Source organism: Bacteroides sp. UBA939 (assembly GCF_002293435.1).
Classification (GTDB): domain Bacteria; phylum Bacteroidota; class Bacteroidia; order Bacteroidales; family Bacteroidaceae; genus Bacteroides.
In genome coordinates this window covers 4722-20403 of the sequence record NZ_DBDF01000083.1, presented here as the reverse complement: position 1 = coordinate 20403, position 15682 = coordinate 4722, and the positions used below count along the sequence as shown (strand labels likewise).

The following is a 15682-nucleotide window of genomic DNA, read 5'->3' as shown; positions in this document are numbered from 1 at the left end:
TCTCAGGCGATTAAAAATACAAAGTGTCAATCTGACAATTCCCTTAACCTCAGTATGAATAATGCGGGCTAAGGAACGGCCCCAATAATAGTCTCAAATTTGTAAATAGTGGTTTGCCTGTAAGTTTCTCCCGGAAACAAGCTTGTGGTAGGGAACTGAGGATTATTGGGAGAATCCGGGAAATGCTGCATTTCAAGGCAAAATCCATAATATCGTCCATACGTCTTACCATCATGCCCAACAAGGTAGTTCATATTCGAACTCGGAATATAAAACTGCATACCCGGTTCAGTAGTATATGCCTTTAAAACCCTGCCGGAGATAGGCTCCATTACAACTGCCGCCAGCTCCGGGGAATCAGAACGCTTATTCAACTTATAATTGACATCGTATCCTTTCCCCATTTTCCGTATCCGCGTTTCTGCCGGCAATGGAGAAGTATAATCGTATTCAGTCCCTGCCACAGCCAGCAATTCTCCGGTAGGAATACCTGTGGAATCTACCGGAGTAATGGAGTCTGCTTGAATCATATATATATGTCCCAACACGGATTCTTTGCATCCGGTCAGATTGAAATAACTATGATTCGTAAGGTTTACCACCGTTGGTTTGTCTGTTACAGCGGTGTACTCCAAGATAATTTCATTATGATTAGTCAGTTTATAAGCAACCGAAAGATTTAAATTACCCGGAAAACCTCCTTCCAGATGAATGCTTCTATACTTGAAAACTACAATTGCCGTGTCTTTTACTGTATAGAATGTATCCGTATCAAATGTTTGAAGATTGAATCCTTTTGTCCCCCCATGAATGGAATGTCCTTTATTGTTTTTATCCAAATGATACGTCCGGCCATCCAAACTGAATCCGGCATTTCTGATTCTATTGGCAAACCTTCCGATTGTAGCGCCTAATTTGGGATGTTTTCCCAAATAATATTCCAAGCTGTCAAAGCCTAAAACCACATGTCCGAAGTTTCCCTGTTTGTCGGCAACAGAAACATCAGTCAGGGAAGCGGCATAATTCGTCACCTTGACTGACATGCCATTCTCATTCACCAATTTATAAAGTTCTATAGTCTTATCTCCATTCGGAATACTGCTGTCCTTAGACACGGACAATTGGCATAAAGCCGTTTGCCTGCATAAAACTGCGAAGAATAAGACTGCTATCCGGAATATGGTATGTACTTTCATACGTCATAAATATCATTTCTTTCCGTACTCAGTTGGCAGGTAACCGGTATATTTCTTAAAACGCGCCGCAAAATAAGAAGGCGTATTGTATCCTACCATGAAGCTGATTTCGGAAATGGTATATTTCCCTTCCTGTAACAATTGGCACGCCCGGTTGAACCGTATTTTATGAATAAAGTCAATGGCCGATTTCCCGGTTATCGCTTTCAGTTTCAGATGAAGGTTGGAACGGCTCATATTCATTTCACGTGCAAACTGCTCAGTTGAGAATTCTGCATTATCCATATTCTTTTCAACAACTTCAATAGCCTTTCGCAGCAGTTTCTCATCCATAGTGTTGTTCGTGAGCTTTTCGGGTTCCACTTCCGTCATATTGGAGTAGCGCTCAAAAATACGGTAGCGTGTACGCAGCGTATTCAGTATCTTGCTCTTCAATACCTCCATCGAGAATGGTTTGGCAATATAATCATCAGCGCCTACATTCAAACCTTCCAACTGGTATTTCATGTCCGTTTTGGCAGACAACATATAGACTGGTATATGGCAAGTACGCAGATTCTGTTTTACCAGCTTGCACAACTTGACGCCATCCATAACGGGCATCATTACATCCGTAATAATCAGGTCTACATCCTGCTCTTTCAACAGGTCTAATGCTTTTTGGCCATTCTCAGCTTCCAATGTCCGGAATAGAGGAGACAAGCCATTAATCAGGTATTGCCTTAACTCATTATTGTCTTCTACTATCAGAATCGTTCCACGCTTACTGTTTTCCGCATCCACAACGTCTGTTTCATCCGTTATTTCTTCATCGCCGGTATAGACATCATGTGCATTGGTGGAATATACACGTTGTTCTTCCACATCCCCTTTACCGCTCAGCAGTTCTTCCTCGGTATAAACCGACTTATCCTGAGGAAGATAAATAAAGAATGTGGAGCCTTTGCCTGTTTCGCTCTGCAATACAATTCGCCCATGATGTAGTTCAACCAGCCTTTGAACCAGGGAAAGACCGATGCCACTGCCTTCGCGCCCGCTTTCTACCTGATAGAAACGCTCAAAAATCTTTTCCTGCTTTTCCTTCGGAATGCCAACGCCGGTATCCGCTACCTGCAACACAAGGTTATTGTCCTCTTTATAAAGTTTCACCGTGATGCTTTCGCCTACTTCGGTATATTTGAAAGCATTTGAAAGCAGATTGTTCACAATCAGATCCAGGTAATTCTCGTCAAACAGTAGCTTCTCGTCCTGTAACTCCGTGTAGAAGTTATAGTCTATATCCTTTCGTTTCGCCAGATTTTCATAATTCATGAAACAGTTCAATACCTTTTTATACGCATTGGAGTACGTGGGCCTAAGTTCAAAGATGCCCAACTCTGCCCGTCTGTAGTCCATCAACTGATTAACCAGATGGAGCAGGCGATTTGTGTTCCGCTGGATATACAGTAATTGTTCATGTTCCCAATGTCCGCTGATGCGACTGACAAGTTCCTGCAAAGGTGCAACGATCAATGTCAGCGGAGTACGCAACTCATGCGAGATATTGACATAAAAGCCAATCTTCATCTGGTTGATTTCTTCACGCTTTTCCTTATCCAGTCTTTCCAGGAGGATTTCAGCCTGCATGTTTTTACGCGACCAGAGGAAACGGACAATACCTGCTACCAGTAAGATAAATAACAGGAAAAATAAAGTGAACGCCCACCAGGTACGATACCAGACAGGCAATATACGGATATGGAGTGTGGTAGGTTCTTCACTCCACTTGCCATCGTTATTTTCCGCTTTTACATAGAAGGTGTAATTGCCTGCCGGCAAGTTGGAATATGAAACCGGACTGATATCATCCTGGTTGTACCACACATTGTTGTACCCTTCCAGTTTATAGGAGAAAGTGTTATGCTTCCCGGCAATATAATTGGATACGACAAATGATATGGCAAAAGAATTTTGGGAGGATGACAAAGTAATGTGATTTGCATATTCAATGCTTTCTTCCAGGATACCGGTCTCGTCGTCCGGCAATACTTCCTTATTATAAACAAACAGCTTATTGATTACCGGTTTGGGAGCATAAGGATTATCAATCAATGTTTCCGGACGGAATGACGTGATACCGTTAACACCGCCAAACAACATGTAACCATCCTCTTTCCGGCAATAAGAACCGGCATTAAACTGATTACCCTGCAAACCGTCAATAATTGTATAGTTGCGGAATTTCTCATTTTCCGGATGCAGGCAACTCAAGCCCTGATTGGTACTTAACCATAAACGCCCGTAAGCATCTTCCAGAATCCCATAGATGACATTGCTCGGCAAACCACTCTCCGTGGTGTATTGAAGCGGATTTTCTTCACCTTCTTTCAATGCGAAAAGTCCGTTACGCGTGCCGATCCATACATATCCGGAGGAGGATTCATAAAAGCAATTCACAAATGCTTGTTGCAGAATGGGTGTTATGTGAAAATCCGTATTGGCCTGCAAAGAATTACCCGCCTGATTATACACCGAAACACCCATTTCGCCTCCCATCCATATACGCTTTTGGGAGTCACGAAACAGCAGGCGATTGTATGGTTGCCCTTCACGTCTATCCTTATTGATAATCTCAAAGTGACGCTTTTTTATATCAAAATGCAACAGATACTCCAGTGAGGTTATCCAAAGTCCCCCGTTATCGTCGGGGATAATGGAATAGATGTTATTGCTCGGTATGTCGCTGTTCCGGCGGTTGTAGTATTCCACATGCCCGGACTTCCTATCCAGCACCATTATTCCTCCGGCATGGGCGCCTGCGTAGACTTTATTGTGCAACTCATCTACATACACCGTTTTGATGTCTTTAAAGGGAATATCCAAAGTTTCCGAATTTAATAAATAGTTCTTATACGTCTGTGAACGGTTATTATAGAAGTTCAGCCCGCCATCGGTTGTTCCAATCCACAGATTCTGTTCGTTATCCTCTGCGATACAACTTACGACATTGTTACTGAGTGAATTTAGAAAAGGAATATGTTTGATACTCTGAAAGCGGTTGCACAAGGGATGATAATAATTCAGTCCGCCCCAATAAGTGCCCAGCCACATGCCACCCTGTGAATCCCTGAAAATACTCCGGACTGAGTTCTGCGATAAGCTCCCTTCCTGTATCTCCGAACTTTTCAATGAAAAGAAAGTGTCCGTTCCTTCATTATAAATATTCAGTCCGCTATAGGTTCCTACCCATAGATGGTTCTCGGTATCCAACGCCAGGGAACGTACATAATTTGAATTCAATCCGGACTTTCCATCTTCAGAACGATAGTTCTTCAGTTCTTTCGATTTGGTGTCATACATGTACAAACCAGCTCCTTCGGTCGCCATCCATATCTGGTTGAACATCTGGCACAAGATCGCATGTATCCGCACATTGGCAGGTATATCCACCAATTTACTCAGAGCACCATTTGACAAGGAATACGTATAAACTCCATTTTCGGCGCCAATATAAATGTAGTCTCCCTGGCGCACCAGGGTTGTAGGTTTCAGCAGATGCAAGGAAGATGATAAAGTATCGTTCAGGAAACGCTCTCCTTTTACATCAAAAAGCAGAATACCTTCCGTAGTACCCAACATCAGCCAATCTTCTTTGATAGATGCTATGCTGCTAACAGCTATATTCGTTCCTTTCTTCTTATAGTAATAATTGGAGAAAGCATTCTTATGACGATTATAAAGAGACAAGCCCTCACGTGTTCCTACCCATATCCTGTCGGAATCATCAACGGCAATGCAACGCGAAATGTCACTGGCAATACTGTTGGGATTTGTATATTGATGGCGATATACGGTAAAGTTATAGCCGTCGTACTTGTTGACGCCGTCATACGTGGCAAACCATAAATTTCCACCTTTATCTTGATTAATAGCAAAAACCGTACTGTGTGATAAGCCTTCCACCAAACCGATATGTTCAAAATGAATGTTTTCGATTATGTTGGCCTTCATTACATAAGGGAATAGCACTCCTGAAAGCACTAACAATAATTGCTGTATTCTTATATAAGTGCCAGACTAAAATTAGTTTATATTATCAATGATGTTTATGGCTGTTGATAATAAGCGATTTATAGTCTGCAATAATATAAACTATTTAATGTTTTGTACTTACATATATTTATTATGAATTAAATGAAATGAGTTATATGGTGCATACCTACGTGTCTGTATCCATATAATCTATTAATAAAAACGTATATGAATGCTAATTTGTTTACCAGCATTATCCGGCAGTACTCGCAAAGGTATAAAGGAGAATCCGGGAACCGGATTAAAGATTCGTCCGTCATCGTCCGTAGGAGCTACTTCCATATTTCCTGATTCGCAAGTGATGCTTAATACACCTTCATTCTTCTTAATACATACTTTACGGGAAGTTATCTCTACGTCCTCTCCGGGTGACGCTATAACAGGTAACATGAGGCGGATAGGTTCATTGCAATGTTCCACATTTACGTCGATTCCTTGTTCGGAATACGTATAATTCATTCTCACAGTCACTTCTCCCTGTTCAGGCGACTGCTGGTTGATATTAACCAGATGGGTATTTACGGTAAAGGTGCAAACTCCATCTTTCGTATGGCAGGTAATGTCCGTATTCAAATCGTCCAGGTTACTGTATGTAACTCCGTTCCGCACCAATTCAATCCGGGGAGTGCCGCCCATCAGATACTTACGGGTATTACTTTGCATATTGGGAGCCTCAATCAGTTGATATTGATTCATGGTTGCGGCAAAAACGGGGCCTGCCTGCGTATGCCACAGCAGGGAAAGAGCGCCTCCCATTGGGTGCGTTCCTTTTACCTTGTATTCCGCATCATATCCGGTGAATGTAGCGCGCCAGGAACCATAAGACAGAAGCCAGGTATGGATATCCTTAAAGAATTTCGTACCGTAAGCAGCGTCACGCGGCAGTTTTCCGGAAGAAGCTATTTCCCGGGGAGGCAGTTCAAGAAAGGCTGTCAATGCCTTGGCGTGTCCGAAAGTGTGATGGATGCAAGGAGGAATGCCGGATACAACGTAATGCATACCGCCGTAAAGAAGTCCGTCGTGAGTGGCTTTTTTCAGTAACCGGACATTGCGATGAATGGCTTCTATGTATTCCGGGTGGTGGGCGGCGAGCATATAGTAACCTCCCATGAAGCCGTCACTGGTACGTCCTCCCCAATAAGTCCATTTGAAGCTGCGCGTTCCCCAACTGTTGTCCCAAGCGCCATCGGGCAACATAAATTCCAGATGGGTGTTCATGGAACGTTCTACGAGTGACAGCAATTCCTTGTCGCCTGCCATCACCGCGTAATATGCCATATTGGGCAAAGACTCTTCTACATTATAAAGTAAGTCTACCGGGCGGCAACCATTCCTGGTTAGGGAGCTGATATTCGGGCCTTCGCCATACAGAAAGAAGTTATTCTCTGTGAAGTAGCTTTTCAGTCCGGCGGCTATCTCTTTGGCTTCTGCCTTGAAATCGGGACGGTTGAACAATTCGCCGATGGCGTACAGGGCATAGATTGCCGAAGCCGAATAGTTTACGTTCATATTCCGCATACCTTCGCGCTTGCGGCTGTAAATAAACGGGTTGTTCATCATGAACTCGCCGGCTTGCAATAATTGTTGTTTCCAATGGTTACGGGTTGAATCGTCCAGTAAATGCCCGTGATAATGCAGAGCTTCGTAGAGGGCTATGGAAGCGAATACCGTCGTACCGTTCCAGTCCGAAACATGTACATCGTTCATCCAGGAACCGTCCGGGCGGTGTACATTCTCCATCCACGCCATTAAACGCTTGGCGCCATGCAAGTATTTGTTATCTCCGGTTTTTTCCGCCAGATACATTAAAGGAAGTACGGCATCACCGGTACGTCCGTGCATACGGGCACATGCAGGACACAGAACACCCCCATTAAGTGCAGGATTCGGATTGTCACATTGATAAGTCAAAAAGGTATCCATCCATTCTTTCAATAGCGTGTTCGCTTCGTTGCGCAGCGAACTGTCAAACGGACTTTCATTCGTATTCCGTGGTTGTCCCGATAAGAGTACTGTGCTGAAAGTAAAGTACACTATCAAAAATAGATATTTCATCCGCAGATTATGCTGATAACACAGACTTGGTTTAAAATAAATCCGCATAATCTGTGTCATCTGCGAATAAAAGTCAGTAGACTTAAGCTTTTGATATAGCTTTAAAAAAATCATGTTTCCCATTTGTCCCCGCATTAAGTTTTTGTATTCAAAGATAGAGCTTTGCGATTAATTTCCCTATCTATTAATTTTAAATTCCTCCTACATACGTTCACAGTTTCCCGTAATATTGTTGAATTGATACTAATATTGTTGAAAAGTTAGCTACCGAAACAATATTAGTACATTTTGAAACATAATAAAGCGCCGGTCAGGCGCGAATACCTTATTTTGGTAGCAAGTTTTAGTAGCGAGAAAACAAACTTAAAAGAGACTGATAATATTAGAGCCTGTTTAAATTTTCCTCAAAAAGTTTTTTATTCAGCTTGTTTTGAGAGTTATTTTTGAGNNCTGTTTTTATGAGGAGCATAGCGGGCTATGTGACGAGTGAAAACAGAAAAACAGACCGAAAATAAACTCAAAACAATGCTGAGCAAAATTTAAACAGGCTCTTAATTAGGAATAAATTCAAAACAGCTTCTTAATACTTATATAGTTTATGAAACACTTTCCATTATTAATGTGTACAGCCTTTTACGGACTGTATTCCGTACCGGCAGAAGCAGCGGACAAAAAAGGCGAAAGACCCAATATTCTTTGGCTTACTTTTGAAGATACCAGTGCGTACGAATTTGGTTGTTACGGTAACACGGGGATACATACTCCCAATGCCGACAGTCTGGCCGCCGGCGGTGTACAGTTTATGAATGCATGGTCTGTGGCTCCCCAAAGTTCGGCAGCCCGTTCATCGCTTATCACCGGATGCTATTCAAGCACTTACGGAATGGATGTTCATCCCGTACCTTACGATACGCCCGCCGATATATTCTTCCCGCAAAGGCTACGTGAGGCCGGTTATTATTGCACGAACAATAATAAGACGCACTATAATTCTACCACCAACAACAAAATCTGTTGGGACGAATGCGACAAGAAGGCTTCTTACAACAGTCCCAAGCGGAAGAAAGACCAGCCTTTTTTTGCTGTGTTCAATACAGTTACCTCGCACATGGGGCGCATCCGCACTTTCCATACCGACGGGCGAAGGGATTATACCCGCGAAGGCATCTATCCGGCATTGCTTTCGCTGCCCTCTTACGTTCCCGACCTTCCGGAAGTGCGTTCCGACTATGCCGGTCACCTCGAAGCTGTGCAAGACGTGGATACTTGGCTGGGATTCTTCCTGAAAGATTTGAAAGAAAAAGGATTGGATGAAAATACTATCATATTCTTTTTCAGTGACCACGGCGGTTGCATTCCGCGCGGTAAGGGATATTTGTACGAAAGCGGTCTGAAAGTGCCGCTGATTGCATATTTCCCGCCCAAGTGGAAGCATTTGGCAAACAATGTAGCAGCTAAAGAGTATGGTTTGGTTAACTTTACGGACTTGGGGCCTACCGTACTTAGCCTTTCGGGCATAAAACCTCCCAAGCATATACAAGGTAAAGCCCTTTTCGGCAAATTCGCAAGCAGGGAAAAGCGCGAGATGCAGTTTGCATTGGCAGCCAACCAACTGCACCACTTCATGCCGGTACGCGCCGCTACAAACGGGCGTTTCAAGTACATCCGCAGTTATATCCCTTACCGTCAGTTTGCTTTGCGCAATTATTACCAATGGGGAATGCCGTCCAATAAAGCATGGGACAAACTGGTATTGGGAGGTCACAATACCAATCCGGACTGGAAGCTGACTTACGAAGCTCATCCGGCGGAAATGCTGTTTGACCTTGAAAAAGATCCGGGCGAACTACATGACTTATCCAATACTCCCGAATATGCGGAAACTTTGTCCGGAATGCGTCAGGCGCTATCCGAACATATCCGCGCTACCGTTGACCTGGGGTTTTTCCTTCCCGATTCACGTACCGGACATATACTTTATGAAAAAGTACGCAAAGAGAAATATCCTTTGGACGAACTTTATGCGCTTGTCGAAACAGCAGGAGCGGCAACAGTAGCTTCTCTTCCTATGCTGGAGAAAGCAATTGCAAGTCCCTTGCCCGAAATGAGATTCTGGGGAGTGGTGGGGTATGCGAAACTTGCCAGAGAGAATCAAATCAAGGACTGTCCGCAAGCCTTGTTGATGCTGCTGCAAGACAACAATCCCTATATAGCTTCCGAAGCCGCTTACGCCGTTACTTATCTGGGTAAAACGCAGGAAGGGATTACGCGCCTCATTACTCCGGTTCAAGAGAAGGATCGAAAAATAGGTTATTCCTCTCTGGAATGTCTGTCTTTAGATTCCGGAATGCGCGACTTTATCCGTCCGTTTCTGCCTGAATTGAAGAAGGCTGCTGAAACCCTGCCGCGTCTTGAGAATGAAGATGCCGGACTTATGGCTCGTGGCATACTCATAAATCTGGGTGAAATGGACATTAATAACTTGCACGGTTCTGAAGTCTATAAGAAAGGTTTGGAGTTGAACTACGGTCGCCGGCCAATGGTGCCTCTGCCCAACTAATAATAAGAATCGTATCACGGAAACTATAGGCGGAAAACCACCATGGCAACTGCTTTTCTTTAATATCCAGGAAAAAACGTATTTGGGGTAGTTTTTTTTTCTTAATTATGTTTCTTTTGTATAATAATTAACTTATATTTGCGCTTAAATTAATATTTGGTATCAACAGAATGTTCGCCTTTTTATTCACAAAAATCAAAATTATTATGTTAGGGAAGAAAAAGAACGATGATTGTTCTGCAAGAGTCACGAAAGAATGTGCTGAGGGATTGACGACAATTGCTCAGGGAACAAACGTAAAAGGTACGATAACACTAGAAGGTAACTTGCGTTTAGATGGAATAGTGGACGGTGATATATCCTGCAAGGGTAAAGTCGTAATCGGTTCACAGGGTAAAGTCGAGGGTAATATATCATGTTATTCGGTTGTATTGCATGGTATGTTGCACGGGGATATTCATGTAACGGAAGGAGTGATTATGAAATCCGGATGTATAATGAATGGCGATATCTATACCTCCAAGCTCGAGATTGAATCGAAAGCACGGTTCAACGGAACATGCAAAACTACAGAAGAGGGTATGCTCGCCGATAAAGAAGAGCGTCCCCTCGAGTAAATATCAGCAGAAGGCTGGTAACCGAGAAGAAGAGGGTACGCGCGTCGATGAGGAAGAGCGTCCCCTCGGATAAATATCAGCAGAGGACTGATAACCAAGAATTGTATTTTAGAAAAAGAAGCATTAGTTAATCTATTATTTGGCGATAAATAGAACTTCTTAATTAAAGCAAAATTATCTGAATTGAAAGGGTAATCTTGCAAATGATTTGTTATGGATTATGCGCAAATAATCTGTTGATATATATGATGAATATATATAGCTGTATTAAATGTGCTTTTTCATTAAGTATGTAACTAAATCAAAATTGTGATGAAAGAAGTATTTTTAACCAAATTTATGGAAGGACTAATTGTCGGATTAGAGAAAGAGCAGCGAGATGGTACTGCTCACGTGTACAAAAGCACATTAAACAGGGTGCGAAAATTCATGAACGGTCGCGAAATGAGTTTTAAACAGTTAACTTCAGAGTGGTTGAGCCGGTTTGAACAGAGGTTATTGGCTGAGCAATTGAAGTGGAATACGGTTTCTACTTATATGCGCATGTTGAGGTCTATCTATAATCAGGCATTAGAGTCTGGAGTTGCCACATATATTCCACGTCTTTTTAGTAATGTACATACAGGTGTTGACAGTCCGGTGAAAAGGGCTGTTTCGCCGGAAGTGATGTCCCGGCTGATGAAAAACGAAGAGAAACTATCTCGGAAGCTTTCTTTCAGTCGCGATGTCTTCGTTCTGTTGTTTTTGCTTCGCGGAATGTCTTTTGTTGACTTGGCATTTTTGCGTAAGTGCGATATGCAAGGGGATATCATCACATACCATCGTCATAAGACGGGGCGTAAGATGACCGTTGTGGCATGTGCCGAAGCAATGGCGATTATTGAAAAATACAGGGATGAATCTCCCGATTCACCTTATCTTTTTCCTATTATAAAGAATCCGCAGAGAAACGAGTACCGGCAATATACTTGTATGCTGCGTCTTGAGAACTACCGTTTGATACAGTTGGCGCGTACCTTAAATATAAGGGAGCGGTTGAGCACTTACACCGCCCGTCACACATGGGCGACTACGGCGCTGCGGCAGAATTACAATTCAAATCTGATATGTGATGCGATGGGACATTCTTCCGTGAAGGTAACTGAAACTTATTTTCAGCCTTTCAAAGAGGCGGAGATAAATCGAATGAATCAATCGATTGTTGCATTTGTACTGTCAAAAAATGGATAGCATACGTATTAGCAAAAATTGCTAACTAACTGATTCACAATGAAATAGGACGACGTTACTTGTTAGGTAACGGTCAGTATTATTTGTGCGGCAAAATTATAGCTATTTTTTGGAAAAGCAAATAAAAATGCAAAAAATATTATATCTAACGACATTTTTTATTTAAATCAGGCAAAATTCCGAGGATTTTCAGATAGATTTTTTCATTTATATAAAATAAAAGTATAGTCCATCTTTATTCGCTATAAAGGTGGAAAATGATTTCTATTGCCTAAACAATACGTAAATTTTAATTTTATAGTAGTTCGTACACGGAAACATGCTCCTGGTGTATGTTATTATGTATATTCCCGTTACCTAACAAGTAACGGATAAAGTAGAGGCTTCTGGCGAAGAAGTAAGGGACATTCATTTTGATTAGATACCAATATTATTATTATTAATTAAGTTTTAAAAGTTATGAGAAAGAAAGTGATTTTAATGTGGTCATTGTTCGCGGCAATGACATTTAGTGCGTGTACGGAGAATGAAGATGCTCCGGAAACTGAGAACGTGGAGTTTTCCATTGAGTTAGACTTTAGCGGATCTGCTGGTACAAGAGCGGCATCTACAAATGCTATTCCTGTAACGTCGTGGGATATCATAGATAAGATACAGTTCTTCCTTTATGATAAAACAACCGGCGTAGTGAAATTCTCTGCTGTAGAAACACCGACTGCCGGAAATTTTAATGAAGGAAATCCCCCAGCGCTATCACCCAAGAAGAAGTACGTGTACACCAGTGTACCGGCAGGTACTTATAAGTTAGTTGCTGTAGCCAGTACTACAGCTAAACCTTTGACTAATATCACTCCTTTTGGTGCTACTAATGATGCAGCATGGGATAAATTCAACGTCCTTGATAAGAATATATCGTCGTTGTATATGACGCACAAGGCAATAGTTGATGGGGATAATGATCCTGTTTGGCCTGCTTTTATGGATAATACAGAGTTTGTTGACCCTGCTACCGCCATGATACCTTATCAGGAACCTGCAGAAATCTTTTTGGGTACTACTTTGAATGATGCGGATGTAGTAGTGACTGGAAATCAAATGAATAGTGCTGCTATCACTTTGACGCGTGAAGTGTCTTTGATGCGTGTGCGTATAGATGTGAAAAGCAACGCTAATGTTGCTTTTGCCGGAACTGGAGCTGATGCTTCTTCTGTCTTGATTCGTCATTTGCCGGAGAAAATGAATATCGGAGCCGGTACTGCTGGTGGAGTAAATAGTGTATATAATGCTACTACTCTTAAAGCTGTTCAGTTTATTACTGAGGGTATTAATACATTCAAAACTGCAGACCCGGTTGTTAATGCAGGATATGGTGCTGATGCGTCTAAATTGAAAATTGTAGATGCTAATTTCAAGCTGTGGAGAGATATCATCGTATTCCCGAACTCCGACCGTGCTGCGCAAGCTGTTACTGCCGGTGGTAATGCCATTGGTAATCGTAAATATCTTATCACTGTTACCGGAAAAGCAAAGGCAGGTCATACCTTGGCAGACGGAACTCCTGCGGTAGTCGGTTCAACTGTATACTGGACCGGTATAATAGATGATAAGTTCTTGCCCAACCAGATTCGTGAAGTGAACATTTCCTTAAATACAGGTGGTTATGAAGAACCTCCCGTTACGGAATTTGGTGACTTGACTATTGTTGTTAACGAACCTACGCCTTGGGATAACAACATCGTAACTTCTATCGTTGAAATGTAACAATCATCCCTTCATACCTCTGGATATATAGCAGGGAGCAGCATTATGCAATAGCGGAAAACTGCTCCCGCTATATTTCTCTTGTACTAATGAATAAATTATAGAAAATGAGCAAGAACGGACTTCTCATAGTGCTGTTCGCCCAGGTAGTTTCTTTACTTTGGTTAACTTCGTGCACCTATGACTATTTTGAAGACGAGACCACCTATCAGGTCTTTGTACCGGAAGTCCTGAATAATACTGTCAGCGACTGTCGTGTATTAGTCTACAGTAATACCGGAGCCTTGGTTGCGACACGTTATGCCGCCTATCCGGATTGGAATAAAGACCCGCGTATGGCAACAGGTCTGTTCAGTTTCAAGCTACCTCCAGGCGAATATGATGTGTATTGCTATACCAATACCGATAGTCTTCAGTTTGCAGATGATCATCATATAGAATCTTCGGCTTTTGTATTGAATGAACACCCTTACGCCGACAACCACTACGTGCACCCTTCGGATATACACTATCAGAAGTATGCGGCTGTGGTAGTAAAGCATCCGGGTATTTTGGTGACTGATACCGTGCAATTGGCGCGTTATACCGGTCGTATTACCGTACGTTTTAAGAACTTCCCCGCCGATGTGTCCCGCATCAAGAATGTTCAGTTGCGTGCTGAAGGTGTTTCGGTGATGCAATATCTGAAGTATCATGAGTCTGTGTCTACCCGTTTAACCACGACTTCCCGTTTAACCTCGGACGACCAGATGTTCCATATCGACCAACTTCCTGCGCAAACAAACCCTGAGATATTGGAAGTGGATCACAGCTACATGCCTTCCATTGAGGATGTACCCATGGAACTGAATTTTACGTTCCTCACCAGTGACGGTCTTACCGTAATTCATGTGCCGGTTGATGTGAGAGATAAGGATACAGGTCAACCCTTGCGGCTGATGTCCGGTGAACGTATCATTATTGAAATTGATGCCTATACGGTTGTCAACATAGGTATTGTAGGCTGGGACGAGGATATCCAAACCGGAAAAGAGATAGAATTGGGATGATTATATACATAAATTAAAGAAAGAATTATGAAACTGATTGTGCGACATATTTTTTGTCTTACTCTCCTGCTCTGTTCTATCAGTGGCGTGCAGGCGCAAAGCATAAAGGTTAATGTTCCGTTTTGGCTCACCGGGTCGCCCAACATTGGCTTTGAATACACGCTGACCCGGCAGATCACGGTAAACGCTGAAGCGATATGGATGCCGTATATGTTTAAAAAGAGCGAAGAAGTTTTTCGTGCCCTCCAGTCTACGGTAGAGCTGCGCTATTATATAAATCCGCATAACTTCTATACGAATGATTCCTGGGACGGCTTTTATGTAGGTCCTTATGCCATGTATGGCAACTTCAATATCGGTTTTCTGACTAATAACGACCCGTTGCAAAGCTACCGCCGTATGGGTTGGGGCGTATCGGGCGGTGTTTCCGGCGGATATAAGTATGCATTCAATTCCCGTTGGGGATTGGATTTCAATCTGGGTCTTGGGTATGCGCATCTGCAGTACGACAAGTATTACTTGGGTGGAGATTATGCAAACTTCCCTTTAGAGCGAAAAAAAACAAAGACATGGATTGGCCCTACCAAGGTGGGCATAAGTGTCACCTATAATATATACCGTTAATGTGTACTGATAAAGAATTGCAGAAAATGAAAAATAAGAAGATTCAAGTTCTACTGTCTGCTATTGCATTTCTCCTGTTGTTGGGAGTTAGTGTTTCCGCCACTGCGCAGGAACGTAAAGTGGGCAGTATGGAACGGCGGGCTGATCGCAATTTTATCAGTCAAAGATTTGATAAGGCCATGTCTCAATACGAGGTGGCTGTCAAGCGCGTAATGGACGACGAATCCAAAGCTGCGCTTCATATAAAGATTGCACGTTTATACTTCATGGTGAGAGACTACAAACGTGCGTCCGAACACTATGGTAGCGCCATAGAACTCCGTTCTGACATACTTGAGATGGACGATGTCTGCGAATACGTAGACGCCCTGCGTTTCCAGGGCAAGATTCGTGAGGCAGAGGCTATTTGCCTGAACAATGCCTACAAAAATATTTATACCCGCTCACAGCGTTACCAGAATACGCTGGAGGCTCTTACCATGAGTCATGCTATTATGGAAGAACCCGGTTACTCGGCTA

At 42.7% G+C, this 15682-nt stretch carries 9 protein-coding genes and 1 pseudogene; 7 read left to right on the top strand and 3 right to left on the bottom strand.

The window, feature by feature from the left end:
• Window positions 1–68: 68 nt before the first annotated feature.
• The 3 genes from B2Z67_RS05995 to B2Z67_RS05985 all read right to left on the bottom strand — a co-directional run bounded on the left by B2Z67_RS05995 (window position 69) and on the right by B2Z67_RS05985 (window position 7322).
• Window positions 69–1196 (bottom strand): aldose epimerase family protein, encoded by a 1128-nt coding sequence (locus B2Z67_RS05995; protein ID WP_291528907.1) that lies wholly within the window; start codon window positions 1194–1196, stop codon window positions 69–71.
• 12 nt (window positions 1197–1208) lie between these two features.
• On the bottom strand, window positions 1209–5240 hold the full coding sequence (locus tag B2Z67_RS05990; RefSeq protein WP_291528908.1) for a two-component regulator propeller domain-containing protein: 4032 nt from the start codon (window positions 5238–5240) through the stop codon (window positions 1209–1211).
• A 180-nt stretch (window positions 5241–5420) separates the two neighbouring features.
• Window positions 5421–7322, bottom strand: coding sequence for a hypothetical protein (locus tag B2Z67_RS05985; protein ID WP_291528906.1), 1902 nt, complete (start codon window positions 7320–7322; stop codon window positions 5421–5423).
• A 598-nt stretch (window positions 7323–7920) separates the two neighbouring features.
• Between B2Z67_RS05985 and B2Z67_RS05980 the strand changes: the two genes are divergently transcribed.
• The 7 genes and pseudogenes from B2Z67_RS05980 to B2Z67_RS05950 form a co-directional block, all read left to right on the top strand.
• A complete protein-coding gene (locus B2Z67_RS05980) occupies window positions 7921–9882 on the top strand; it encodes a sulfatase-like hydrolase/transferase (protein WP_291528905.1) in 1962 nt (653 codons plus the stop codon).
• A 206-nt stretch (window positions 9883–10088) separates the two neighbouring features.
• A complete protein-coding gene (locus B2Z67_RS05975) occupies window positions 10089–10499 on the top strand; it encodes a bactofilin family protein (RefSeq protein ID WP_291528904.1) in 411 nt (136 codons plus the stop codon).
• A 312-nt stretch (window positions 10500–10811) separates the two neighbouring features.
• Window positions 10812–11729, top strand: coding sequence for a tyrosine-type recombinase/integrase (locus tag B2Z67_RS05970; RefSeq protein WP_291528903.1), 918 nt, complete (start codon window positions 10812–10814; stop codon window positions 11727–11729).
• A gap of 459 nt (window positions 11730–12188) precedes the next feature.
• Window positions 12189–13490, top strand: a complete 1302-nt coding sequence (locus B2Z67_RS05965) for a FimB/Mfa2 family fimbrial subunit (RefSeq protein WP_291528902.1) — start codon at window positions 12189–12191, stop codon at window positions 13488–13490.
• A 107-nt stretch (window positions 13491–13597) separates the two neighbouring features.
• Window positions 13598–14539, top strand: a complete 942-nt coding sequence (locus B2Z67_RS05960; protein ID WP_291528901.1) for a FimB/Mfa2 family fimbrial subunit — start codon at window positions 13598–13600, stop codon at window positions 14537–14539.
• A 27-nt stretch (window positions 14540–14566) separates the two neighbouring features.
• A complete protein-coding gene (locus tag B2Z67_RS05955; protein WP_291528900.1) occupies window positions 14567–15163 on the top strand; it encodes a DUF3575 domain-containing protein in 597 nt (198 codons plus the stop codon).
• Between the two features lie 26 nt (window positions 15164–15189).
• Window positions 15190–15682, top strand: a pseudogene (locus B2Z67_RS05950) (hypothetical protein); the annotation flags it as partial.

What these genes read in the sequence shown, in the direction of transcription:
- B2Z67_RS05995 (WP_291528907.1), bottom strand. Translation starts at nt 1,196, where the DNA reads ATGAAAGTACATACCATATTCCGGATAGCAGTCTTATTCTTCGCAGTT.
- B2Z67_RS05985 (WP_291528906.1), bottom strand. Translation starts at nt 7,322, where the DNA reads ATGAAATATCTATTTTTGATAGTGTACTTTACTTTCAGCACAGTACTC.
- B2Z67_RS05980 (WP_291528905.1), top strand. Translation starts at nt 7,921, where the DNA reads ATGAAACACTTTCCATTATTAATGTGTACAGCCTTTTACGGACTGTAT.
- B2Z67_RS05975 (WP_291528904.1), top strand. Translation starts at nt 10,089, where the DNA reads ATGTTAGGGAAGAAAAAGAACGATGATTGTTCTGCAAGAGTCACGAAA.
- B2Z67_RS05970 (WP_291528903.1), top strand. Translation starts at nt 10,812, where the DNA reads ATGAAAGAAGTATTTTTAACCAAATTTATGGAAGGACTAATTGTCGGA.
- B2Z67_RS05965 (WP_291528902.1), top strand. Translation starts at nt 12,189, where the DNA reads ATGAGAAAGAAAGTGATTTTAATGTGGTCATTGTTCGCGGCAATGACA.
- B2Z67_RS05960 (WP_291528901.1), top strand. Translation starts at nt 13,598, where the DNA reads ATGAGCAAGAACGGACTTCTCATAGTGCTGTTCGCCCAGGTAGTTTCT.
- B2Z67_RS05955 (WP_291528900.1), top strand. Translation starts at nt 14,567, where the DNA reads ATGAAACTGATTGTGCGACATATTTTTTGTCTTACTCTCCTGCTCTGT.